At 57.7% G+C, this 24,789-nt stretch carries 19 protein-coding genes; 11 read left to right on the forward strand and 8 right to left on the reverse strand.

Annotation, left to right across the window (positions count from 1 at the left end):
- From ACH2ED_RS02940 to ACH2ED_RS02960, 5 genes are all read right to left on the reverse strand, one after another.
- Nucleotides 1-2,135: DNA methyltransferase (locus ACH2ED_RS02940; RefSeq protein WP_395088718.1), on the reverse strand; the 2,135-nt coding region annotated here is incomplete at its 3' end.
- Between the two features lie 116 nt (nucleotides 2,136-2,251).
- Nucleotides 2,252-2,563, reverse strand: a complete 312-nt coding sequence (locus tag ACH2ED_RS02945; RefSeq protein WP_395088719.1) for a retropepsin-like aspartic protease — start codon at nucleotides 2,561-2,563, stop codon at nucleotides 2,252-2,254.
- Between the two features lie 71 nt (nucleotides 2,564-2,634).
- Complete coding sequence (locus ACH2ED_RS02950; RefSeq protein WP_395088720.1) at nucleotides 2,635-2,892, reverse strand: hypothetical protein; 258 nt, start codon at nucleotides 2,890-2,892, stop codon at nucleotides 2,635-2,637.
- Between the two features lie 20 nt (nucleotides 2,893-2,912).
- The gene (gene ald / locus ACH2ED_RS02955) at nucleotides 2,913-4,028 is read right to left on the reverse strand and encodes an alanine dehydrogenase (protein ID WP_395088721.1); all 1,116 of its coding nucleotides are present in this window, start codon (nucleotides 4,026-4,028) and stop codon (nucleotides 2,913-2,915) included.
- A gap of 95 nt (nucleotides 4,029-4,123) precedes the next feature.
- On the reverse strand, nucleotides 4,124-4,855 hold the full coding sequence (locus ACH2ED_RS02960; protein ID WP_395088722.1) for a class I SAM-dependent methyltransferase: 732 nt from the start codon (nucleotides 4,853-4,855) through the stop codon (nucleotides 4,124-4,126).
- An 81-nt stretch (nucleotides 4,856-4,936) separates the two neighbouring features.
- On the opposite strand from ACH2ED_RS02960, the gene ACH2ED_RS02965 reads away from it, so the two are divergent.
- From ACH2ED_RS02965 to ACH2ED_RS02980, 4 genes are all read left to right on the forward strand, one after another.
- Nucleotides 4,937-6,013: a PDZ domain-containing protein gene (locus ACH2ED_RS02965; RefSeq protein ID WP_395088723.1), complete on the forward strand. Its 1,077-nt coding sequence runs from the start codon at nucleotides 4,937-4,939 to the stop codon at nucleotides 6,011-6,013.
- A gap of 322 nt (nucleotides 6,014-6,335) precedes the next feature.
- Nucleotides 6,336-6,494 carry a hypothetical protein gene (locus tag ACH2ED_RS02970; RefSeq protein WP_395088724.1) on the forward strand — a complete coding sequence of 53 codons (159 nt, stop codon included), beginning with the start codon at nucleotides 6,336-6,338 and terminating at the stop codon, nucleotides 6,492-6,494.
- A gap of 15 nt (nucleotides 6,495-6,509) precedes the next feature.
- On the forward strand, nucleotides 6,510-6,941 hold the full coding sequence (locus ACH2ED_RS02975) for a hypothetical protein (protein ID WP_395088725.1): 432 nt from the start codon (nucleotides 6,510-6,512) through the stop codon (nucleotides 6,939-6,941).
- A complete protein-coding gene (locus ACH2ED_RS02980; protein WP_395088726.1) occupies nucleotides 6,938-8,041 on the forward strand; it encodes a phosphotransferase in 1,104 nt (367 codons plus the stop codon). Before ACH2ED_RS02975 ends, ACH2ED_RS02980 begins: the two co-directional genes overlap by 4 nt.
- A 138-nt stretch (nucleotides 8,042-8,179) precedes the next feature.
- On the opposite strand, the gene ACH2ED_RS02985 is transcribed toward ACH2ED_RS02980, so the two are convergent.
- Nucleotides 8,180-9,889, reverse strand: coding sequence for an AAA family ATPase (locus ACH2ED_RS02985; protein WP_395088727.1), 1,710 nt, complete (start codon nucleotides 9,887-9,889; stop codon nucleotides 8,180-8,182).
- 24 nt (nucleotides 9,890-9,913) lie between these two features.
- Between ACH2ED_RS02985 and ACH2ED_RS02990 the strand changes: the two genes are divergently transcribed.
- The 7 genes from ACH2ED_RS02990 to ACH2ED_RS03020 all read left to right on the forward strand — a co-directional run bounded on the left by ACH2ED_RS02990 (nucleotide 9,914) and on the right by ACH2ED_RS03020 (nucleotide 23,317).
- The gene (locus tag ACH2ED_RS02990; protein ID WP_395088728.1) at nucleotides 9,914-11,059 is read left to right on the forward strand and encodes an acyl-CoA reductase; all 1,146 of its coding nucleotides are present in this window, start codon (nucleotides 9,914-9,916) and stop codon (nucleotides 11,057-11,059) included.
- Nucleotides 11,060-11,264: 205 nt separating this feature from the next.
- Nucleotides 11,265-13,220 (forward strand): hypothetical protein, encoded by a 1,956-nt coding sequence (locus ACH2ED_RS02995; protein WP_395088729.1) that lies wholly within the window; start codon nucleotides 11,265-11,267, stop codon nucleotides 13,218-13,220.
- Between the two features lie 4 nt (nucleotides 13,221-13,224).
- Nucleotides 13,225-15,306, forward strand: coding sequence for a PQQ-binding-like beta-propeller repeat protein (locus ACH2ED_RS03000; RefSeq protein ID WP_395088730.1), 2,082 nt, complete (start codon nucleotides 13,225-13,227; stop codon nucleotides 15,304-15,306).
- A 34-nt stretch (nucleotides 15,307-15,340) separates the two neighbouring features.
- The gene (locus ACH2ED_RS03005; protein WP_395088731.1) at nucleotides 15,341-18,679 is read left to right on the forward strand and encodes a WD40/YVTN/BNR-like repeat-containing protein; all 3,339 of its coding nucleotides are present in this window, start codon (nucleotides 15,341-15,343) and stop codon (nucleotides 18,677-18,679) included.
- Between the two features lie 135 nt (nucleotides 18,680-18,814).
- Nucleotides 18,815-21,259, forward strand: a complete 2,445-nt coding sequence (locus ACH2ED_RS03010; RefSeq protein WP_395088732.1) for a S8 family serine peptidase — start codon at nucleotides 18,815-18,817, stop codon at nucleotides 21,257-21,259.
- Between the two features lie 43 nt (nucleotides 21,260-21,302).
- Nucleotides 21,303-22,283, forward strand: a complete 981-nt coding sequence (locus ACH2ED_RS03015; RefSeq protein WP_395088733.1) for a zinc metalloprotease — start codon at nucleotides 21,303-21,305, stop codon at nucleotides 22,281-22,283.
- 47 nt (nucleotides 22,284-22,330) lie between these two features.
- On the forward strand, nucleotides 22,331-23,317 hold the full coding sequence (locus ACH2ED_RS03020; RefSeq protein ID WP_395088734.1) for an NAD-dependent epimerase/dehydratase family protein: 987 nt from the start codon (nucleotides 22,331-22,333) through the stop codon (nucleotides 23,315-23,317).
- Here ACH2ED_RS03020 and ACH2ED_RS03025 read toward each other — a convergent pair.
- Entirely contained in the window at nucleotides 23,286-23,951 is a 666-nt protein-coding gene (locus ACH2ED_RS03025) for a hypothetical protein (RefSeq protein WP_395088735.1), read from the reverse strand. The genes ACH2ED_RS03020 and ACH2ED_RS03025 overlap by 32 nt on opposite strands.
- Complete coding sequence (locus ACH2ED_RS03030) at nucleotides 23,945-24,787, reverse strand: vWA domain-containing protein (protein WP_395088736.1); 843 nt, start codon at nucleotides 24,785-24,787, stop codon at nucleotides 23,945-23,947. The genes ACH2ED_RS03025 and ACH2ED_RS03030 overlap by 7 nt, the downstream gene beginning before the upstream one ends.
- Nucleotides 24,788-24,789 lie beyond the last annotated feature (2 nt).

Here is a 24,789-nt window from a genome sequence, read left to right on the forward strand (position 1 = left end):
GGGCATCTCTTAGGATGCCCACTTCTTCTGTGGCTTCGGCTCTCAGGCCGAAGCCTTCGGACAAATACCCCGGAGCTTGCTCCGGTCGGATGGTTATTAACTTTATATCTCGGGCCACCTCCACCAGGCCAAGATATATCACGATCTCTCCATGGCCCGTTATCATCAACCCATTTATAACGACTCAGTGATTTTGACGGATGTTTTAATGGTAGTATTTTATACCATTCGCGTAAATCTTCTTGAATTGCAATATTGTCTTTTTTATGTTTTATACGAAGTTCTTGATATTTATCTATAATTTCTTGAGCTCCAGGTTTCGTCTCACGCCATACAGTTTGATTGTTTTTTAGAAATTGCATATCCTTAGCATAACAAAACATATACTCGTGCCCTACTGAAAATAGTTTTGCATCATTTTTTCTCGTTTTTTCCCAAACTAAATCTGCAACAAAATTTTCATTTCCAAAGGTGGAATCCATCAAATTTATAAGGTTTCCTGATTCATGATTATCTATGCTGACAAAAATCGTACCTTCTTGATTAAGAAGACTTCTGCCTGTGATTAGTCTGTCTTGCATCATTGCTAACCAGCTACTGTGTTGGTAACTATCTTTATAAAGAAAACCATCACCGCCTGTGTTGTAGGGAGGATCAATGTAAATACACTTTACTTCTCCCGCATACCGAGCCTTCAGTAAATTCAACGCCTGCAAGTTTTCGCTATTGACAATCACCCCGTCGGTTTGTGCTTCAATATCTTCCCACGACGCAAGCAGACACTCCGTAAACTCCTGTCCGAAAAACTGCGTGTCCACCATTAAATGCGGGTGCTCTGTCAGAAACGCGACACTCGGCGGCTCGCTCCACGGTGTAGACTGCGTTGTCGTCGGCGTGTGCTCATGAATTGCGTACAGACGCTTCCACTCTTCTACCTGCGCCGTATTCTTCGCCACCTCTTCCCAAAGCTCCAACGGCACTCGATCCAGCGTAACGCACCAGCCTGTCTCGATCACAAACTTCTTCTTGAGAAAAACCCGCTTCTGGAACTCCTCAAGCTGCGCCAGAAACGCAATCAATGTCTCCGCCACCTCGCGAATCGCCCGGACTTTCTTGAGAGTCTTCTCCAGCCGTTCTATATCTGTCTGTGTCAGATCATCGAGCGGCACCACCTCGCTCTTGATATAAAAATCCAGCTCCCGACGCAAGAAGCCGCCTAGGTCTTTATGGATAAAGTAGTCAAACTTATTGCGCGCCGTATAGTCCGAAAGCTTTGCCTCAAGTAACGTCCGCTTCGGGTTCTTCTCTGTTGGCTTCAGCATCCCCAGAGCTTCTGCAAACGCCCCTGCACTCAAGTCTGCCAGCACCTTTGCCACCGCCTCCGCGTTCAGGTCTTCTTGCTTGCGTTTCTTCTCCTTGCCCGTCTCAGGGTCAACAATTTGCTCCGGCACCGTGTAGGAAAAGCGCAGAGTAAGCGCGGTATCGTCTGCTAAGATTGCATCCTCACTTGTGCAGAGCACAAAGCAGCGGTCTTTGCCACCCTGCGCCTTATTGTTATCCCGCTCCGTGCTCGCCTCAGTGATCGCAAAATGCACGCCGCGCCCATCATCGAGCGTAAAAGCGTAGTCCTTAAAGTGCTCCCCGGTCTTGATGTAATACTGATCCGAGTTCGCAAAGTGCAGCTTCACCTCCTGCCCCTCGTAGGGAACGGCATAGACTCCCTTGCGGTAGAGCGGGCGCGAGAGAAAATCCCCCTTGTCGTAGTAGCGGCGGAAGAACTCCGTCAGTGCCGAGAAAACATCCTCCGGCCCGATGCTCTCTTTTACCGCACCATCGAGTTTTGCCCGAAGCTCCCGCACTCTCGGCACGGCGGCGATTGCCGCGGGGGACATCTGATAGGAGTGCATTTGCTGCTGAACCTCCTCCAGCTCTTTCTGGAGGCGGATGGTATCTACCTGTTGCATCCCCGCAAGGGCTTTATCTACTTGGGGGAGAAGCTCATTATCAAAGAATCCCTGAACTTCGACGCGCTTCTGGTTTAAAATGCGGTAGATACCAAAGTCAAGATCGGCGCGGTCGAACTGAAAAATCTCATCAAGAAGCTCACGAAACTGTGTGTAGGCAGAAGTAGACATGTCTCAAACATTCGGCAAACGGGCGGGGAAATCCTGCGTGCCAACCCCCCAACCCCCGCCGGGCGGGGGGACAATAAGGAAATTCCTTTAATCCCCCCCATTGGACAAGAGGGGGGCTAGAGAGTAGGTGCAAGCATTAGATTCTTAAGGTCAATCACGGCTCCTGTAGCCAGGAGAAAGTCAGTGCCCAGAATTGCTTCTATCCCAAAGCCGTAGTCTGAGCCGCTTACTTCTATCTCAAAAGGAGCGGTGTGTAGCGAGCCAACTTGCAGGGAGTCTATGTGCTTTGTGTAGACCCACTCGGTGCCACCAATACCCACGAGGCGACGTAGAGAGTCCGTGGGTTCAGGATAAATACTGAGCAAATCAGCGACTGATGCAGTGATGACACTTGAGGCGGCTCCTGTGTCAAGAAGTGTGTTTACCACAGTGATGATTTGGCTACGGGAGCAAATCTGGAGTGGAACAAAGAGTAAACCGGATTCAAGGCGAAGCGGTGTCATGTGCGGGGGCGAACCTGCGGACGTGGGGCTTCTTCCAGAGCCAGTGTGGTCTGACTGGTGTGGAAGAAGCCTAGCTCTCGACCGGGGTGGGTGCGCTGAAGCTCAGAGTAGCGCTGGAAAACGGAAGGGGCTGCTTTGCTCTCCAGCACCGATAGCTCGTCCACACGCCACTGCCCCGCTTCTAGGTGGCCATGAATTACCTCAAAAATAAGCCAGCGATTCGGGAATTGTTCACGCGCTTCGATCCATGTCATGATAGTGCCTCGATAGTATTTTACCCCAGCAGGCTTTCTGGGGCGATGAAGGGGATCGTGAACTCCTCGGAGAGCGGCTCGTAGGTGAGCTTGCCCAGGGCGATGTTCAGACCCTTGCGCAGACCCGCGTCGTCTTTGAGAGCCTTCTTCCAGCCTTTTTTGGCGAGGGAAAGAACGTAGGGAAGGGTGGCATTGGTGAGCGCCGCCGTGGATGTGTGCGGAACCGCGCCGGGCATGTTGGCGACTCCGTAGTGCAGGACACCGTCCACGAAGTAGGTTGGGTTCTGGTGCGTTGTCGGGTGTGTGGTCTCGATGCAGCCGCCTTGGTCCACGGCCACATCCACAATCACCGCGCCTTTTTTCATCTGCGCGACCACGCTTCGGGGAACGAGCGTGGGGGCTTTTGCGCCTTTAAGCAGCACGGCACCGATGAGCAAGTCAGCCTGGAGGGCTTTTTCGCGGATCGCCGCGAGCGTGGAGTAGAGCGTGCTGACGTTCTTGGGCATGACATCGTCGAGGTAGCGCAGGCGGGGAATCGAGACATCAAAGAGGCTGACGTTTGCCCCGAGGCCCGCCGCCATCTTCGCGGCTTCCGTGCCGACCATGCCCCCACCGATAATCACGACGTTGGCTGGAGCGACACCGGGGACGCCGCCCAGTAAAATTCCACGACCGCCCATGGCACGCTCTAAGTACTTTGCGCCCTCTTGCACCGCCATGCGCCCCGCAACCTCGCTCATGGGGGCAAGCAAGGGGAGCAGCCCGTCGGGGGTTTCCACGGTCTCGTAGGCAATGCAGATCGCGCCCGATTCGAGACACGCGTCGGTGAGCTCACGGCTGGCGGCAAAGTGGAAGTACGTGAAGAGAATCTGCCCAGAGCGTAGTAATTTGTACTCGGCAGGCAGGGGCTCTTTTACTTTGATGACCATCTCACAACGGGCGAAAACTTCCTCTGATGATGAGACAATCTGCGCCCCAGCGGCGGCGTAGTCCTCGTCCTCGAAGTTGATCCCCGAGCCGCAGCAGGTCTCCGCCAGAACCGTGTGGCCCGCCGTGACAAGCGCCTCGACGCCTGCGGGGAGCAGCCCGACACGGTTCTCATCGTCTTTTATCTCTCGAATAACTCCTACTATCATGGCCAGAGTATACCCAATAAATTAAGACTGTCTACTTACCGGCGGCGGAGAGAGCTTTGGTTTCCCGGCAAAGGGTCACAGGCGCTGAAACAGAGTCACTTGGGCTTCCTTCCCACCGCCAGGATCGAGAGACCGTAGGGCAGTGGTAGAGAGAGCAGCGGGCGCTCAGCGGCGAGAAGTGCGCTGAGTGTTTTATTGAGCCAGGGCGCGACCGGCGCAACATCCGACGATGAATCTCTTGGTGACTCTTTACGCAGGCGGCTGAGCAGACGCACCGCGACAATCGCGGGGAATAGAAGGGTGTTCCAGTGGGAGCAGAAACGGACTTCCAGACCCGAGCTGGTGAGGAGCTTTTTCACCTGTGCCCGGTTGTAGCGTCGCGCCGTTTGCACCACCTCATCGTGGTGACCGCGCAGCCAGTCGTAGGCGGGCAGATTGACGATTACTATCCCACCGGGCTTCACCACCCGCGCTGCCTCGCACGCGGCGAGCGCATCGTCCACGGCCTGGTGGTACCAGACATCCAGCGAGACAATAGCGTCAAAAGAGTTTTCGGGGAAGGGAAGCGCATTGACACTACCCTCCACCAGAGTTTCCAGCCTGCGTGTTTTTGCCAGCCGGAGCGCCTCGGGGGAAAGATCCAGCCCCGTTACGGCATAGCCCGCGTCCGTCAGCCGCCGTGCCAACATCCCGGTGCCACAGCCCGCATCCAGTACGGAGCAAAGCGAGGTGGGCTGCAAGAGCCGCAGCACATGGCCGTGGAGTGTTTGGTACCAGAAGTGATCCGCCTCCACCGCAAACATTCGCCCATACTCGCCGATTTCCATAATTTCTGCCTTATGGTATCCTCTTGCCATGTATTTTCGCGAGGAGCAAAGCACTTTCTCTCGCACCAAACAGGTTCCAGAGTGAGGGAACTCTCTTGGCGAACGGATTGTGGTGCTGCCTTTACGGAGGCGAAGATCCAGCATAAGCTGCTCTTTGTGCTCTTTGCCTGCCCCCGCGCAAAAAACGCCCCGCCGATTTTGCGTGGCGAAAATCCCACACTGGCTCGCCTACTCACCGAGCACTTTGTGCCCGTTCACCTCGCCAGCCTTAAAGACATTGACCTGAACCTCTTTCGCTTCGACTACGACCGGCAGCTCATGGGACTCGTGCTCACTCCGGAGGGAAACACGCTCGCCCGCTGGGGCGGCGAGGACATTTCCATGCGCTCGCTGCTCTCGTTTCTGGAGCGCGTGAAATCTTTAGAGCGTTCTGCGCCAAAGCCACAAGCTCCTCAGACCCTCGCGCAGAAGTTCCCGGCGTTCGCGCAGACTAAACGCGCCAAGGAAGTGTGCTACCACTGCCACTACGCCCACGATGCGGAGATTGAGCAGCAGCGCCGCACCGGGACGTTTCAGAAACTCTCGCTCTACCGCTACCCCCCCCCAAGTCTTCTGGGCCTGACGCTTGGGGATGACAACCAGATCACCGCGATCGCGCCCGGCTCCCCGGCGGCAAAAGCGGGCCTGAAGGTGGGGGAGCGGCTCACGCAGCTCAATAAACAGCCGCTGATCACTGCTGCGGATCTCTCGTTCGCGCTGGATGCACTCCCCGAGAGCGCCCGTAGCATCTCTCTCAACGGCAAGCGCCTCGCTCTTGCGTCTGGCTGGCGTGCCTATGATATTTCCGCACGCCCGTCGCAGGGAATCGTCCCGCCGCTCTTTGGGTTCTGGGAGGAGCCGATTCCCAGTAGCAAGACCCTGGCGCTCAAAGTCACGCTGCTCTTTAGCGGCGAGCGCTGGCGTGCGTCCCAAGGTGATTTGCAGCTCGGCGACACCATCGTCGCCGTGGACGGCAAGACCCTCCCGCAGATGAGCGCCTCACAGTTTCACACCTGGCTACGCATGAACAAGGACGTCGGGCAGAAGTTACGCCTCACGATCATACGGGAGGGCAAGCGCTTGTTGCTGACGTTGCCCTGTTTGGATATTGTGTTTTAGGTGACGACTCCCCCCTTCTGAATCTAATCTTGTCCCATATCTTTTCCCGACAGGGCTGACATCGCCATTTGCCAGCTCTCTTCCAAACCATCTAAACGACGAAGCCCAATCCACAAACTTTTCACACCCGCACGGGGGGCAGAAGGGCAAGGACAAAAACCGCCAACTCGTCTACTGTAATCTCGAACTGAGCCATTTCTTTCTCCTCGTTGTTGAAGTTTTGTCACTCCAGTTGTCGGGAGAGGGAGGTGGCTTTCTGCCTCGGGCTTAGCTTCGTTTTGTCGTCTTCACGGCTTGCTCTCGGTCTTCCGTGGAAACCCCATTGTTCCGGCTACCGCTTGATCTGAGTAGTTACAAAGGTTTTTATTGTCAGTGCTGGGCCGATCCAAAAACGGGCGATGGCCTGGTTGTCTTCACCAACCGCGATCTGTGCTGGAAGTTTGCCAACGAGCTACGTGATGCCTGGCTGGCGGAGAAATAGCGGTATAATTTTCTTGTGATACTCTTTCTTTTTGCTCTAAGTTGCTGCGCGGGAGCGCTCTTTGCCGCCACGCGTCTGGGGCGCTTGCCCGTGGCCTCTCCGAAATCGCTGCTTCGTGTGCTCCGGCCTGTGGCGCTCGTGGTTCTGGTCAGTGTGGTGTTTGGAGCGCTCATTGGCTTCGCTACCGCCAAGCGCGACGCCCTCGCTCCTGCGTCAAGTATGGTTCGTGAGGCGCGCCAAAGGCTCGATCCTAAGATCAAGACCAATGATCCGGGCTACTGGAAACAGCAGCTTGCCGAGGGCGAAGCAAAACTTGTGGCAAGGGCGAGTGCGAGCATGGATGGGACACTTGTCCTCAAGGGCGTTGCTCGAACGACTAGCATCACGCTTTTCCTCGCGGGTCTTTTGGGAAGCCTGGCACTGATTCGCTTCCGCGCTGAGCAGTGATCGTCACGTGCTTTGGCCAGGAGTCTCAGAGCCAGCGCTGGTGGAAGCTGGTGCGAGAGGGCGCGGAGTCCGTTCATGAGCTGCCTCTGCACCGGCGTTTTATGCCGGATTCCACCCAAGACGAAGCCACGCTGATTGCCGAGGGCGCTCGCCCCGACGAGGCGCTTTGGATGGACGAAGCCGATCTCCCAGTGGCCGTTCATGAACCGCACCTGCTACGCGTCCCGTGGGGATATGCGGGCTGGCTGGAGACGGCACTAGCCTGGATCGGAGCGCACGCTGCGGGGCTGCACTCCTGGAAAGAGCTGAAGTCCTGGAGCCTTTCTTGTGTAATCCGCGCGGAGACGGGGCGGGGAGTTGTCTACTTCAAAGCCACCAATCTCCGTCCCCAGCTCTTTGCCAACGAGCCGCTCGTCACGCAAAACCTTGCCGAGCGCTTCCCGGGGCGTGTCCCGATGCCATTCGCCATTGATCCTGAGCGGGGCTGGATGCTGCTGCCAGACTTTGGGCCAAGCCTGCGCGAGAGTCAAGGGGATACGTCTGCCACCCTCGCCCTCACCGACTACTCACACTTCCAGCAACAGACTCTGGGGCAAGAAACGGAGCTGCTCGCTCTGGGTTGCATAGATCGTCGTCCGGCACATCTCGCCCAGGAACTTCCCCTGCTTCTGACAGATGACCTCTGTCTTGCTCGCCTCACCGACGACGAACGAGCGCGATTGCGTGCGATAGACTGGCAGAGCAAGCTCGCCGTCTTCGCCGATCAGCCCTCCGCCCTTGTTCATGGGGATCTGCACACGGGCAATGTTGCTTCAGGGAAAGACGGCGCTCTGCTCTACTTCGACTGGACGGATGCCAGTGTTGGCTTAGGCTGGTTGGATGCCCTCCTTCCCCTCTGGGCAGAGACCGACGAGGAGGCTCGCACCCTTTACACCCTCTGGAGTACACCCCTACCACCCTGGGAAACCATTGCCCCGCTCCTTGCTCTGCACCATGCTGTCAGCTACCGCCACATCTACCACGCCATCGAACCCTGCGTCCAGCACGAGCACCAGGGCGGTGTCAAGTTCTTCCTGCGCAAGGCGCTGGAGTTTTGCTGATAAAATACTCGTCGGACTGCCAGCCCTCTTCTTGGTTGGCTGGGCTGCTTTTTTGACGCTCAGATGAAAAAACAAAAAACTCCCTCAACCCAGCACCTGGATTGAGGGAGCTTCAGCGCCATTGATGGTGCTTACCGGTTAAATCACGCCGCTCGGGGCTTTTGCCGTTCCTTTGCCGCGTGTGTCATGGCGTATGGGCTTGACATCGGCGACATTTTCCGGGGCTTGGTCGAGCAACATCAGCCAGTCCTCGACGGCGTCGCTCTTGGGGAATATCTCGTTTTCCTTGAACTCCAGCGCAAGGGCTTTGTGGAGATCCTCCTGGGTCAGACCCTCGGACTGGTTTCCCGAGGCAATGGCACGCTTGATGGCAAAGTCCTTGGCCCGCTCAACGAGAGAGCTGAGAAGCGCGCCCGAGACTAAGTCTTTCCAGTAGAGCCGCTCCGTGCCGCCGTTGCGGTTGAAGACATCCAGAAACTCCGTCTCGGCGTCTTTTCGCCAGAGGTGCGCCACGGTGTTGTCTACCAGCTCTGCGGCAGCGGCTCGCTTGTCGCCATTATGGGCTTCGAGCAGGGCGCAGTCTAGGGGGACATTCTCATTGAGGTAGATTGCCAGAATATCGCGGGAGGCTTTTTTATCGGGGCGCTTCACTTTGACGCGGCGGTCAATACGCTCGGGGCGCAGAATCGCGGGGTCAATATAGTCCGGGCGGTTGCTGGTGAGCATCACGACCACATTCGTGCTGGAGACAAGGCCATCCATCTCGGCACAGAACTGCGGGACAACCGTGTTGGAGATATTGGTCCAGCGGCCTGAGTTGCGGGTGCGCAAGATAGACTCGGCCTCGTCAATAAAGATAAAGACCAAGTGGCCGTCTTTGGCTTTCTCACGGGCTGTGGCGAAGATCTCGCGCACCTGCCGCTCGGACTCACCCAGCCACATGTTGAGGATTTTTGGCCCATTGATGTACATGAAGTACTCTTTGAGGTTCTGGCCAGTTTGCTGATTGAACTCTTTGGTGAGGTTGTAGGCCGTGGCCTTCCCAATTAGTGTCTTGCCGCAGCCAGGAGGACCGTAGAGCAGAATGCCCTTGAGCGGACGCTTGCCAAAGCGCTCGTATAGCTCGGGGTAGAGAAGTGGCTTCTCGATCGCATCGCGAATGATCTCGATGACCTCATCCTGGCCGCCGATCTTCTCCCACGGCACCTGTGGCACTTCTTCCAGGAAGAAATCCTTGCTCTCGGCCTTGGGAAAGTGTTCCATGGCGAGCTTGCCGGTCGGCTCCAGGCGCACTTCGTCGCCCGCTTTCATATCCGCAAACTGAAGCGCTTCGCCCAGACCGACGATACGGGAGTTCTGCCCCTGTGCATCCCCGCCCACGCGTACGCGCCCATCGCCCAGCACCTCTCCGACTTTGACCAGCGGCCCGGCCATGTGTGGAGGAAGCACCTGCACAACAGCGAATGCGTCGTTGATGATCACTCTATCGCCGATGGTCATCTCATCGGTGGCGAGCTTGGGGTCTACGTTGCCGACATACTCGCCATCCCCGACGGCCAGAAAGATTTTTTTACTATTTTCCAGTGGCCCAAGGTACATCCCGATCTTGCTTGCCGTCTCGGTGAGCTTCGCATAGGCATCCTCGAACTGCTCCAGAACCTCTTGTGCATCACGCATCTGGCGCTCATCGGTTTCAAGCTGGTGGCGCAGCAGCATGAGGTACTGGTACTTCGGGTCGGACGGCGCGGTCATTGCCAGCAGCTCATCCACTAACCCGACAGCACGCAGCTGCATCTCGTTGTTGTCCTGATCTTGCGAATCTCCCCGGCGGTTATCTCTTCGTGCCATGGGGGTATTATACCGTTCAGGCTCATGGAAACCACCCCTCAAACGGTCAGGGAAAACCTGATAAAACTCCGGGAACTTCCTCCGATTCCCACGGAGCGCCGCCTCGCCGCCCTGGAGAAATTCTGGCAGCGTGTCCCGCTTGCACCACCCCCAGAAACGGGCAGCTTTCCGTGGGCACAAGTACGTCTCGGAGTCGCCGCACTCGCCCGATCTGCGCCGCACTGCTCCGAACCGAAAAGCACTGAGAAGCCTGGCGTCCTCGCGCTGATCTTAGCCGGAAACACGCCGCTACTCGCCTGGCCCGTACTCCACTATGCCGTACTTCTTGGCATTCCCGTCTTCATTAAACAAAGCCGCGACGAAACCATCTGGACGCGCCATTTTGTCGAAACTCTCGCCGAGATAGACCCTGAAGTCGCCGCGCTTCTGCACCTCGACCTCTTCCCTGGCGACGACCCCAGAACGCACGCGCTTGTCCAGAGCACCAACGCCGTGATCGCTTACGGGAGTGACAAAGCCATCGCCGCTCTACGCGCTGCCACCCCGGAAACCACGCGGTTTCAGGGCTTTGGTCATGCGCTGAGTATTGGACTTATTGGAGGGCACTATGATGCCCACATGTTTGCACGTGATGTTCTTATGTACGACCAAGCAGGCTGTCTCTCACTGCAAACACTACTGGTGACCTATGCCTACTGCTCAAAAGTAGGTCACGCACTGGCAGGGGCGCTAGGGAGACAAAGTGGGCGACTCAGCGTAAAAGCACGCACAGACGCGGCTGAGTGTCGTGCTGTGCGGGAGGCGCGTGATCTGGCATTGATGGAGGGGTGTGAAGTTTTGGGAGATTCTGATCTGTGTTGGAGTGTTGTGATTCACCATGAACCCTGTCCACTGCCAGCCCCGACCGGGTTCTGCCTCGTTCATGTCATTCCCTATGAGGATCAAAAGCCTTTTCAATGGTTCCTTGGAGAATATGTGGGGAAGATTTCTTGTGTGGGTGACCTTGTACCCGGCGGGAATGACTGGTGGAATCAGGCTTTGAAGGCCGAGGGCGTTTCCCGAGTTTGCCGGGCGGGGGAGATGCAGACGCCGCCGCTGGACTGGCGCAATGGGGGCGTGGACTTGCGGGCGTGGCTGCTTGAGGCGCTTGGTGATGTGAGGAGCGCTTGACAAAACTGCTAAGTTTGGGGAACAATAACGACAACTTTCAGATCAATATGGGGTAGTCCCGCGGGGGGACGATGGTGCCCCGTGGAAATTTCTCAATTAAAGAAGGAAATTGCTTGTGCTGGCTTGAATAGAGCGAGCGTAGGTTTTCGGCCATTTTAGACAGGGAATATCCCTAACTAACAACCGAGAAGAGAGGTTTTACAGCATGCAGATTCGCACCGGGATGCGATCCTCCTGGTTGGCGGCGGCGGCAGCGGTGCTGGTAACAGGTCTGCTGGCGTTCCTGCCTTCTGGCTGTGGCGGGGGCGGGGAGACTATCCCCGGCTCAGAGCCAACACCGGTAGGGGCGACTCCGACCCCAACACCATTACGCACCGCAGCCTTCAAGGTCAAGATCGATTGGGGCGCGCGTAGCCGCGTCGTTGGTCTCTCCTCGGCGCTCTCAGCCAGGATCACGCTTGAAGGCGGCGATCCAGCGGGCGGCGACATCTCTTGGGTTGTGAATCGCCCCGCAGGCACTGCTGCGATTCTTCAGTCCTATGACTCTCCACGTCCTGCCAAGGTGGGCAATTTCGTCCTCCGAGTTCGCTTCTTCATAAACTCTGATGCAACCGGTGATGAGGTTGGTGAAGCAGCGGCATCGGCCACTATTCTGGCAGACGGCTCCCTTACCGTGACGATTGCAACCTACACAGGGGTGCAGACGGTCGAGGTGCTTCCCAATCAGGCGGTTGAAGTCGGTGCGATTAAAGACTTGGCTGTGGGAGCGAAAAATGCGAAGGGAACTCCTGTCGCGATTACGCGCGGCTCGATGTTCTTTACAGTAGTGGCCGACACCAGTAATTTGGAAGTGGTTAACGGGGGGGCATCTGTACGAGGACTGCACCCGATCCAGGCAACCGTTACTGTACAAGTGGACCAAGCGACCAGCGCACCAACGGTTGTTCAGGTGACTTCGGGAACCGCGGTAACCGTTGTTCCTGGCTCCTCGGATAATCTGGGTTCCGAGTTCCCGCTAGATCTTGTTGCAACCGTGACGGGCGCTCCGACAGCGGAGAGTGACGTCGTCTGGAGCATCCAAGGCGGCGCAAGCGCGACCACTGGCCAGCTTCTCAATGTGACGGGCACCACAGTTACCTATGTTGCACCCAAGCTCATTGGTGGCGCAATCAGTAATATCGTGGTTGTCGCGACCAGTAAGTACAACTCCACTAAGACCTTCCCCATCCCGATCAAGGTGACGGCGCCTGCTGTGGTTGAGATCACGCCCCCAACGGTGGGTCTCTCCTGGGAGCAGTCGGTCTCGCTGACCGCGCTGGTGAAGAACCTCTCGCCACGGATTCCCGCTACCGGCGATTCCCGCCGTGAAGTGAAGTGGGAGATCGTCAAGGATGGCAATAATCCGGTCGGGGTACTTGTCGTGGATCCCACGGATGCTAACAAGGTCACCTACACCGCTCCTAAGCGTGAGGCGACCATCACCATCCGTGCGATTAGCAACTACGACGCCACGAAGATTGGTGTCTGCACGATCACGGTACTCTCCGCCGTGGGGGTGACGATCGCTCCGAGCCCGGCTCCGCAACTGAACTGGGACGATACGCTCAACCTGACAGCCGCGGTGAGCAACACGCCCAATCAGGGAGTGACTTGGTCAATCGTGAGCCCCGCAGGCTTTGGCAGTGCCATCGCTTCAACGGGATCGAGCACGGCACGCTTTACGGCACCTAAGAACAACGCAACCTACACCGTGCGTGCAACCAGTGTCTACGACACGCGTAAGTTCATGGACTTGCCGATCACGGTGCTGACGACAATCGGTGTAGTGGTGACAGCACCAAATCCGTTGCCTGATCCCCAGAAGGTTTCGATCAGTCGTACCCAGAACTTTGCGGTGGCGCTAACGGGGCTACCGACAGGCCGCGACGGGACGGTTTCTTGGACCATCACCGGGCCGAACGGTGAGGCGAACACGGGTAATGTCTACGGAAGCATCATCTCCACGGGAGCGACCACGGCTGCTTATACAGCTCCAGGAACGCCTCCTGCAGCGAATAGTGGGCTGCTCAAGGTGATCGCCACCAGTAACTACGATACAAATGCGAAAAAGACCATCAATGTTCAGGTGATTGCTGGCTCGCTAGGGGTTAGGATTAACTAAGCCAATGACACGATTCGTTTTTCTGAGAACCGTGCCACGTGCGCTCTGCGCGTCGGCGATCGCGCTGAGCCTTGTGGTTCCGCTGACGGGCTGTGGCGGCGGCTTGGGACGGCCCTTCGGGGGCGGCACCAGTGCCCTTGCCAGCCGTAAGGTTGGTGAGATCGGAATCACGGTGCAGTGGCCTCCACGTACCCGTCTGATTCCGGATGCCTCCAATAGCATCGTGGTGAACATTAAGGATAGCTTGGGGCGCAATGCCCCGGGCTTCCCCAGGACTCTGGTTCGGCCTGCGGACATCAGTGGCTCCTCACCGGTCACCGTAGCGAACACGACGGCAACAAATCTGGAAGTTGGTATCCCCGGTTCACCGGAGAACTACAGCATCACTGCCAGCGCCTACCCCACCGCCACCGGTACGGGAGTGGTGCAGTCAACGGGTGGCACGGTGGTGCCGCTTGATACGGACAATCCTGTCAATAGTGGGGTTGTCTTCACTCTGGGAACGACCATCCGCACGGTGGAAATCGGGATTACCGATGGCAGCACAAGTGGGCAGAACCTGGGGAAAAATCGTACCCGTGCGTTTGTGGCGACGGCCAAGGACGCAACCGGCGCGATTGTTCTGACGACTGCCTCCAAGTGGAAATGGGAGATTCTCGCCTCAGGAATCGGCAACTTCCGTAATCCGGATAACTCCTCGGCAGGAGCGACGTACTTCGGGAATGGCTCGACCTATGTGGCAGGCGATCCGGGCAGTACGCCGACCAGTGTGACCATCAAGGTGACGGAGACGGAATCGTCCGCTTCTGATCCTGTCAATCCCCCCCGGTACACTACTACCACCACGGTCAATATCGTTCCCCTCGGACTGGCACTGAGTGCTTGGCCACGTTTCCATGGAACCAAGCAGAACCTTGGCGTGGGCGCGACGGGCACCGGGCTTCTGGGGGCTTCGGCGACCCAGGCCTGGAAAACCGCACTGGGCAACAATGTGGTGTTCTCCTCACCGACTTTAGGCGCAGACGGTAGCATCTACATCTGCTCCTATAACGAGGGCACCTTGGCAGGCGGCGCACTGACTGCGCTCAATCCAAACGGGACGGTTCGTTGGGTCTACAATAACAATAACACGATCGGACGGATTGAGTCCTCACCGGTGATCAGCCAGGATGGCACGATCTATTTTGGTAGCTACGGAGCAAGCGGCACTGGCAATGTCTATGCCATTAAAAACAACGCGGCAAACACAGGCTTTGTTCCCGTCTGGGTCAAGCAGTTCAACGGGCCGGTCTACGGCACTCCTGCGCTAGACTCAAACGGCTATCTCTATATTGGTACAGGCGGCACAGATCGCAAGCTCTATAAACTGGACTCACTCAACGGGAACCAGTCCTGGAGTGTGACTCCCTCTGCCTCCACGAATACCGAGCTTCAGACCTCTCCGGGACTGAGTACTGATGAGGCCACTTTGTACGCCGTCAGCGCAGGGGAGACCCTTGCTAACGGCAGCTTGGTGGGAGCGAATCTCTACGCGGTGAATACCACCACCGGTGCAGTCACCTGGACATTCAGCACCGGTGATAGATCTGTAACGGCTTCATCGCCCGTAGTCAGTGGCGGTCGGGTGTTCTTTGGAACGCTCGATGGGTTCCTGTACGGCGTGAATGCGGCGACGGGTCTGTTAGACTGGGCACAGCCCTTTGATGCTCAGGCGCAGATCTACTCCACTGTTGCAGTGTCTCCCGATGGGGCGACTCTGTACTTTGCCACCTTTGATAACGTCTCCGGCTTAGATGAGAGCAAGATTTTTGCCGTGAATACAGTCACGGGCACTCAAGTCTGGGCGAGTAGCAACTTTGCCCAAGGATTCACTTCGTCGCCCGCGCTGAGCAACGATGGGACACGGCTCTACATTGGCTGCTACGACGGGAATGTCTATGGTGTCAATACAGCAAGTGGGGGAGTTGCCTGGACTTTTAGCTCGGGTGCAGGGGGGTTAGGCTTTGATTCCTCACCCGCTGTGGCTCCGAACAACATGCTTTACATCGGTGGCTTTGAAGGCAACCTCTATGCGTTGCAGCCGTAGCAGACGTTGCGACATGGGAAAATCCGAGGGAGAAATGAACGTGAGATTGAGAATCTGGGCAGGGGTGGCAGGGTCACTGGCGAGTGTGATTAGCTTATCCCACTCGGGGTACGCACAGCAAGGGCGGCCCACGGTTGATCGTGGGACGCTTCAGCGCGCTCTGGAGCACCGCGAGAAAATGCAACCCGCCAGCATTGGTGGGAAGAAGGCGAAGCCTGCCGGGAAGCCGGGAAATGTCGAGAGGCTCTCTGGGGGGAATCTTGGCTACAGCACCCGTAGCTGGGAGATTGTTGGCCCGATCAATGTGATTCCGGGAATACGCTCCTCCATGGGGCCAACCACTAGCTTTGTGACGGGCCGAGTCAACGCCGTGGCCTTCGATGTCAAGACGGAAGGCATTGCCTATATCGCGACGGCAAGTGGTGGTGTGTGGAAGACCCTGGACTATAAGCCCATTGATCCTACAGCACGAGTAGCCTGGACACCGCTGAGTAACAACTTCCCCTACCAAGAGACATCATCGGTGACGGTGGATCCTACCAACAGCCGCGTTCTTTATGTGGGGTTAGGGGATTTCTACGGCTCGACCAGTGGCCCGGGCGAGCTTGCTAGCTCGCTCTGGTTCAAGAATTTATCGCCAAACTCTGGCTCCACCGGGATCATGAAGTCGGTCAATGGAGGTAATACCTTCTTTAGCATCGGCAGTTTTGATACGGCTGGCAATCCAGCCATGTTGGGGACAGCGGTTTCCTCAATACTGGTGAACCCCTACAATCCCAAGATCGTGGTGGCGTCCTGTGGGCGTGGAATAAATCCGGGAAACCTCTGGCGCTCTACCGATGGGGGAGCGAGCTGGAAAAAAACGACTCTGTCTAATGGTGCGGCGCTCCCTGCAGGCGACTGGAGCAGCGTGCGGATGTACAACGCGTACGGGACGATCCAGGGCGCAACCAACGCCGGACTCCCGATGTACTACTACGCAACGCGAACGGGCAATGATGCGGCGGCAGGTGTCTATCGCTCCCACGACTTTGGGCTAAACTGGCGTCAGATCTCCAATGCCCCTATGCCATACAATAAAAATGGTGGTCCGGGTGGTCCCTATGAGCTCCATGTGTCTCCGTCAGCAACGGGTCCGGGGATTGTAGGCGTACCAGGGTCGGGTGATTCCAATGCACCGTATGTGATCTATGTCAAGGACTCTAGCGCTCAGTTCGATGATGGCCGTATCTACCGTGGGCAGCCTAAGAACCGCGCCGATGTGAGTGGGACAGCCGCCTTGGAGTATCTCTGGGAAGAGATCACGGATAACTACAGCACCCAGAACGGAACGTTTACCAACTGGAGCCGCTCGGAGTACTCTGGTGCCTTCACTGCGGTACCCCTCAATGTCCTGCGAAAAGATCCTGTGACCAGTGTCATTAGCACGCTCGCCATTGATGGTGTCTATGGGGGGAACCGAAGTCTCTCGGTCTCCCTGGGCGGGGCCCGCGCGATCACCGTTGGTCTCTTGGGCCAGGCGAACCTCTGGCGCGATATTGCGGGGTCATTTACCAATGGCGCCTTGATCGCACCATGGCAACGCGACATTCAGTACGACCCCTTCTCTCCGGAGAACACGCTCATCGCAAACGATGGTGGGGTCTACGCCTCCTCTTTTAATCAAGACAATCCCGCCCTGACATTCTCCTGGCTCTACACGACGAATCTCAACGCGGGACCGGCGAGCACCACCGGCGACGGTAACCTGATCGTCAGCCAGATTAATGGAGTAGCATTCCACCCAAGCAACAAAGATCAAGCGATTATCGGAACGAACGGCTTGGGTCTGGTTCGGAACTTTAATGGCACTTGGCGTGGTGTCTCCATCACCGTACCGAACTATGCCAACCCCTTTGCACCGTTCTCCGTTGGCCCCTACATCAGTAATCTCGCGACCTCGGGTAACGGTGGTGTAGAGTACGCCTGGATGATGGCGGGCAGCAACAACAACCTGGGCGGCGGCACCGACTGGAACGGAGGGCAGCGGCTCTTCTTCACCACCAACGGCTGGACCTCGGCAACAGATATCTCGCCAGACCAGACCGCTCCTGGTCCCACAGGCCCCATCTACCCCTATCCCTTCCGTGACACAACCACAGGAACCCCCGCGACTAACTGGGCAGGTGAGACGAAAGCATTTGCTCCGAAGGTTGTCATGGATACGGTATCGGCTAACTCGACGACGATCTACACGGGAACCAACCGATTGTGGCGCTTCGATCCCGCAGGCGCTGCGGAGCCTTCGACCGATCCGGCGACCCTGCCGCCGGGTGTTAAGGGCTGGTGGCGACGTGTTGGGGACAATGCGGTGGGAGGCGTGATCACTGCTATCGCGGTGACCTCAAGCCCTGCCGGACCTGGACAGCGCATCTACGTGGGCTCCTCGACGGGTGAGGTCTGGATGACAGACAATGCACGTCAGACTGACAATGCACAGGTTCCGTTGCCGATTATTGCTACCTGGACCCGCCTGGATCAGGACGGCAATGCCAACAGCCTGCCAGATCGTCCGGTGACCTCGATCTCGGTGAATGAGGGAAATCCCGCAGCGGGCTTGGCATCACGTACGGAAGATATCCTGGTGACGGTTTCTGGGGCCGGTGGCGGACATGTCTACCGCTGCCAGAACACCCGGGGCTCGACCATTATCTTTACCGATCAGAACGGTCTGGTAACCAATCCCGGCGATCCTAACTTCTACACCCGCCTGCCGGATGTGCCGGTTAATAAGATCGTCCGCGATTCGGATGACCCGGTGAACACTTGGTATATCGCGACCGATATTGGAGTCTTTGTGACGACCAATCAGGGATCTACCTGGCAGGATGCCACCATCCCGCTCAAGCTGCCGAGTGTGCCCTGTGTTGACATTGCGCATGTTCGGGCGACCAAGTTCCTGACCGTGGCGACCTATGGCCGAGGAATCTACCGTATCTCGACCGATAAAATCGTTGCTCAGACCACTCTGCCAAACCTGAAGCTTTCCTTCACTCTGAGCCGGACAGGCAACGAGCTGATCGCGGTAGTCACGGTGAAAAACGACCTGCTGGATGCCTTGGGCAATCCGACGGGTCTGGCGGAGAACGTGCGTATCACGGATAGCAAGATCAACATCACTTCGGCGACAGGCTTGCCGGCGACACCCGTTGTACTTAAATCCATTGCGCCGGGGACGTCTAAATCGGTGACGTTGCGGTATCCAGGAAGCGCCGGGCTTGCGGGGACAGCGGCTCCGTTCACTCTGAACACCCTGTTTATTACCCAGAACCCAGATGGCTCTGGGCCGGTGCAAGGAAGTGCAAACTTCTCGGTGAGGACCCGCTTGCCGTAAAAAGCAGGGTGAGTCTTCGGAAAATAAAAAAGGCCGTGTCTCTTGACACGGCCTTTTTTGGTACAATAGCGGGGTTACTGGAGGAATTTGTAGATGATGAGAAGAGGATTGAATAACTGTTTCAGCATTTCAAGGATGCTGGCTCTCACTTTAGTTGCTTTGGGAGGCATTCAACAGGTTTGGGGACAGAGCGTACAGCTCCCGAAGCCAGTTGCGGGCGCTCCTGAAGAACCGCTCTCTGAACCGCTTAAGGAGCAGCTTGCCGCACTGGAGCGTGACAAGATGAGCCGCACTCCGGCGCAACGAAAGCTAGGTTCCGAACTAATTTATGTTGGTCGTATCGAGAAGGGGCTGCCCGCAGTTCCTGGCATTCCCACCCTGCGCGCCGCGCTCCCTCGCGACATGGCAGGTCGCGTGCATGTCCATATCCGTGGCACTATTACGTCTAATTTACTGAGCGCCGTGAAGGGCGCGGGTGGCACGGTCACGGGGGTCTATGCCAAGACGGGCGATATGCACGTCTGGTTGGGGCTGGGCTGGCTGGAGCTGCTCGCTCAGCGCGCCGATATCCGGAGTATCAAGCCCGTGCAGCTTCCTCGGACGCTCAAGGGAACCTATATCACCGAAGGCGATGTCACCCACGGCTCCGCCTTTGTGCGTGAGCAGTACGGAGCCAGCGGCCAAGGGATCTCCATTGGGGTGCTCAGCGACAGCAACGATTTTATGGAGCAGTCGCAGGCGACGTTTGATCTCCCGAATCCCGTCAATGTGGTCTTTAATCAGCGCGGGTTCTCCGGTGAGGGAACGGCGATGATGGAAGTCATCCACGACCTCGCCCCGGATGCCGAGCTGTACTTTGGAAGCGGGATCATCAGCCCGGATCAGATGGCATCCGTCATAGATGAGATGGTGCAGAACTGGCGCGTGAAGTATCTCGTCACGGATATCGTCTACGAGGCATCGAGTGTCTTCCAGATCTCTCCGATCGAGCAAGCCATGACCAATGCGCTCGCTGCCGGAAGCGAGGTGTTCGCCGCCATTCCCGAGACCCAGACGGTCGCTAGTGTCTGGAAAGGGGATTTTTCGGATGGGGGAAACTTTACTTTCACCACGCCTGACCCCTACACGAATCCCCCAGGGACCCTGACCTTCACGGGGAAGATCCACCGATTCACCGGTAACACCACCACGAACCGGGCGTTTGGTAACGGCTTTGCCCGCCTGTTCTGGAGCGATCCCGCCGGGGCATCCGCAAATGACTATGATCTAGTCACCACCTCGGGGAATACGATTGTGGCGGCCAGTACAGGTTTCCAGGATGGCATCCAAGACCCTGTGGAGTCTGTGGGGGTCAACTCGGGAGAGAACGTTCGAATTGTCAAGATGTCCGGTTCCGCACGTGCACTGCACCTGCGGCTCGAAGGTGGCCAGGGCATCCTCCAGTTGCAGTCCGAGATTGCAAGCCTCGCACCGTATGGAACGGTGGGGGATGAGGCGTACATGATTGGCTCGACCAGTGCGCTGGCAGCCTTTCCCTTTAACTTCGGTGCTTTTGGTTCGTCGCTGACGGCCAATAGCAGTAGCATGACGGGTAACCGTGATGTCTTCCTAAATCCCGACGGCTCCACGATTGTTCCTGGGGTTGCACCGCTCTATGCCAATTCCTCCTACGTGACCTATGCCCTGCGGGTGGATGCGGTCGCGGCGGAGAATGTCTTCACCTCCGTGCCGGGCTTCCAGCCCTTCCGTGGCACGTCTGCGGCGGCAGCGCACGCGGCGGCAATCGCGGCGCAGGTCTCATCCCTGATTCGGGAGACCATAACGGCAGATAGCTATAGCTTTGTCTACGGCCCGATTCTCTCCCGCGACGAGCTGCGCCAGACACTCCTGGGAACGGCTCAGGACATTCACGCTGCCGGTGTGGATATCCAGAGCGGCGCGGGCATTTTGAGGACGGACCGCGCTGCTGACTCTCTCGTGAACTTCCTCCAGGGATTTCAACTTTCGGAGCTGAAGCAGACCACTGTGCGCTTCAACTGGCTGACGAACTTCCCTGCGAACTCGACGATTGAAGTCTATACGGAGGATGGTTCCGAGTACTATAGCTGGCAGACAGATTTCCCTGACACGCTGGCAGATGTCCTCTTTTCCGGTCTAACACCCGCAACACAGTATCTCTACTTCGTGACTTCCTCCTCCGATTCTGGAGCGGTCTACCAGGTTAGAGTGGGCACTTTCAAGACCCTCCCAGTCAATGAAGTGGAGGTTCGGGTCTCGGCGGCCACGGTTCTGAACCGTAACCAGTCTCCGTGGCGCTGTGAGATCACCGTGCTCAACGAGGGCGGAACTCCAGCGAGCAATGTGAAGATTGAAACTGCTGTTCTCAGCGCTTCCTATACCCTTACTCGCCTGCCGCTGGCCGTGCCCACGATTGCGGCGAATGGCTCACAAACAGCGATACTGCTCTTTGGACGGCAGAAACTCTTGCCTAATCTGAAGCTGCGTGTGAGTGGCAGTTACACAACGACAACCGGCGCAACAAAGCGCTTCAGCAATGAAGTGGATGTTGTGGTTCTCTAAGAGACGATTGGATCTTTAGTAGGAGCAAAAAATGAAAAATAGAATGAATAAAACCGCTGCATTTGGCCTGCTCGGGCTGGGAATTGCCGGGGTTGTGCTCGGAGCCGTGACCGTCGCAAAGGGTGCCCCGCGCGTCCAGAAGCCTTTTGTGATCGGTGGCATCGCGTATCCTAGTCAGGCAGCGTTTATTGCATCGGGCAACCGGTGCGGAACTGAGAACCCAAGTCCTAAGGAGCTGGCAGCAATCCAGGCACGTCTGAGCACGACCGGCGGTGAGGTGCGAGCAATGGGTGGGAAAGGGCGCACGTTCATCGTGACGATCTCCGTGTTTGCCCATATTATTCTCGATGATAATGGCGTCGGGGATGTGACCAATGCACAAATCGCCAACCAGATTGCTTTCTTGAATAAGTCCTATTCGGGGGGGGATAAGCTCCCCAATGGATCGGCACCGATTAAGGCTGCTGATACCATCTATCGCTTCCAGCTCTCGGGGACGGATCGTACCCGAAGAACTGCCTGGTACACCGTCGGGCCAGATACGCAAGAGGAGCTGGATATGAAGACCGCGCTGAATAAGGGTGGGGCGAATACTCTTAACCTCTACTGCGCCAATATCGGTGGGGGGCTGCTGGGCTGGGCACGGTTCCCTTGGTGGTATGCGGGTGCCCCCAAAATGGATGGCGTGGTGATTCTCTCCGCCTCACTGCCGGGCGGCTCTGCCACTCCCTACAACCTGGGAGACACGGCGACGCATGAAGTAGGGCACTGGCTGGGGCTCTGGCACACCTTCCAGGGGGGCTGTACCACCGCTAATGATGTTGTGAGTGACACTCCGGCAGAGAAGAGCCCGTTCTTTGGAGCCTGGACTGTTGCACCCGATACCTGCACCACCGTGCAGTACCCGGGCAAGGATCCGGTGGAAAACTTCATGGACTACACCGATGATGCCTACATGTACCGGTTCTCCACGGGGCAGGCACAGCGAATGGATGCGATCGGCCTGACCTACCGGGGACTCTAAACCCAAATAAAGAGAACAGCCCGCGCAAGCGGGCTGTTTTTTTGTCTATGAAGATTTTAATTACAGGAATCTCCGGGTTTATTGCAGGCGGTCTTGCACGCACGCTCATCACGCACAGGCACACCGTTCTGGGCACGGGTCGGCGTGAATCCGTCAATGCGACCGTGCCGTTTGCGACGCTTGATGTTACGGATTTTGCGGCGACACGGGCGCTTTTGGAGCGCGAGAAGCCCGATATGATCTATCACCTCGCAGCGCTCTCGGTTCTTCAGGCGGCAAGCGGCCCCGACGGGGCGCGGGTGATGCTGGAGACTAATGTCGCCGGAACCTGGAACGTGCTGGAGGCCAGCCGCCGGGTAGGGGTTGCGGCGGTGGTCGTGGCCTCGTCGGATAAGCAGTACGGTGCGCTCGCGGTGCCGCCCTACGACGATACAGATGCCACGGCATTTCTCAATGGCGGTGTCTACGAGCTCTCCAAGGCGCAGCAGGATCAGGTGGCGCGGCTCTACGCCGGGCTCTACAACACTCCGGCGGTTCGGGTGGCACGGCTTGCGAATGTCTACGGGCCGGGGGATAGCCACTGGAGCCGCATCGTCCCCGGCACGATCCGGCGCACCGTGCAAGGGGAAGCCCCCCGGCTCACGGCGGGCCGAGCGGGCGAGGCGTTGCGCGAGTATGTCTTTCTGGACGATGCCTTGGCGGCGCTGATCGCGCTTGCCGACGATGCCCTGGCACGTGGGAACGGCCCCCTGCGCCGTGATGACGGTAAGCTTGCGCGAGTGGCTTTCAATATTGGCTCGCCGCACCGGTACGCGGCGGGTGAGGTGATTCGCACGGTGCAGGCCGTTCTGGCGAGTGCGTTTGGCATCATCGGGCCCGCGCCTGAGGTTTTGCCCGGCCCCGTGGGAGTCTTTGAGCCCGGCTCACAGTTTTCCGACCACCAGCGTCTAAAAGATCTCGTGCCTCACTACGCCCCCCGTGCACTGGCCGAGGGGCTTCGGCTCACGATTCCTTGGTATCTGGAGCAACTATAGCCAGAGTCGTGTCATCCAGTGCGAGCCGCCGGGCACTTCGGAGCGCCTGAACAAAGCGGGCGAAGTCGCCTGGGTTCTGGAGAGCCAGGAGCGAGTTCCAGGGCTCCTGGGCCGACTCCGCTAAAAGCCATGCCGCGAGTGCGTCGGTGGCGGCAAGAATCGTGTCGCCCGGCTCTAGTGCCAAAGTGGTGCGCTGGAGCGTGGGCACTACACCCTGCGTCGGAACCAGAGCTGGGTGGCTGGCAAAGTCCTCGGCGCGGGCGTAGGGAAACGCGAGCGCCAGCGCACTATCGCGGATCACGAACACACAGCTATCCCCGATGGCCTGCGCCGTGAGCTGCTCGCCCCACTCTAGCCCCAGGAAGCTCGCGTGTGTCGGCTGTCGCAGCTTGTCGGCGAGAAACCAGGGGAGTGGCTTCGCGCCTATCGCGGAGCGCCAGCCCAGGGCCGCACTTTCAGGATTTAGTCCGCCCGTCTGCACAAATTGCGTGCAGAGCTGCTGTGCCCAGAGTCCGGAGAAGGCATCCGATGAAGCGCCATCGGCCAGGGCAAGCCGCGAGAGTTCAGAGACGACCGCATCCTCATTGGCTTCGGGAGCATTTTCATCTTTGGGGAGCGTGAAAATTTTTACCACAGGCGTCCTGGTCGTGTCCCAATCTCCAGCGCCAGCACCAGTAGGCTCGGGTCTGCATTGAGAACAAAGGCACGCGCCGCTTCCGTCAGCGGTAGACCATTTTCCCAGGCAACGGTGCGCATGTACGGAGTCAGGTAGCTCGCTTTATCAAAGAGAAGGCGAGCGTAGGGATCGGGAAGCTCCGCGCTCTGGTCCGGGAAGGAAAGCGGGCTGGCGGTGCGGCGGCTGGAAAGATGGACATTGAAGAGGGTCGCCCGGCCATTTCCGGTCCCCAGGCTTGTGAGAGCCTCCAGATGCGGGGCCGGGTCGCCATCCGTAGCCTCCCCATCGGTTATGTGGACAATAACAGGCGGGTGCGACGACGGGTTGCGGCCTGACCAGAGCGAGATAATATCGTGGGCGTACTGAAGTGCAGCGCACATCGTGGTGGAGCCGTGGGCCTGGGGCGTAATCCAGACAGGCGTGCGGATCGTCTCAGTGGTGCCATTTCCCAGGCTGATCTGATGCTCGTCCAATCTCAGGACATTATCCGCGACTTGCGAGATCGGAACCAGCTCCTGGCCACGAAGGGCACCTTGCCAGACGGGCCCCACCTCCGCGCCGTAGCCGAGCACCGCGATTTCAAAGTAGTCTCGAACCCCATCGGACTTAGAGCAGGAGAGAATGAGATTGCGTAAGAGATTATTGAGTGCCATCGCCACCGCCTCGGCCTTCGTGACCGGAAGCTGGCCATCGCGCTCGCCATAGGGCTCCGCCATGGAGGAGGACTGATCCAGAATAAAGCAGAAACACGACGGTGTGTAGCGGGTGATATCTGAGTTGATGTAGCGGCTCATGG

This window comes from Armatimonas sp. (genome assembly GCF_043757465.1).
In the GTDB taxonomy this organism is placed as follows: domain Bacteria; phylum Armatimonadota; class Armatimonadia; order Armatimonadales; family Armatimonadaceae; genus Armatimonas.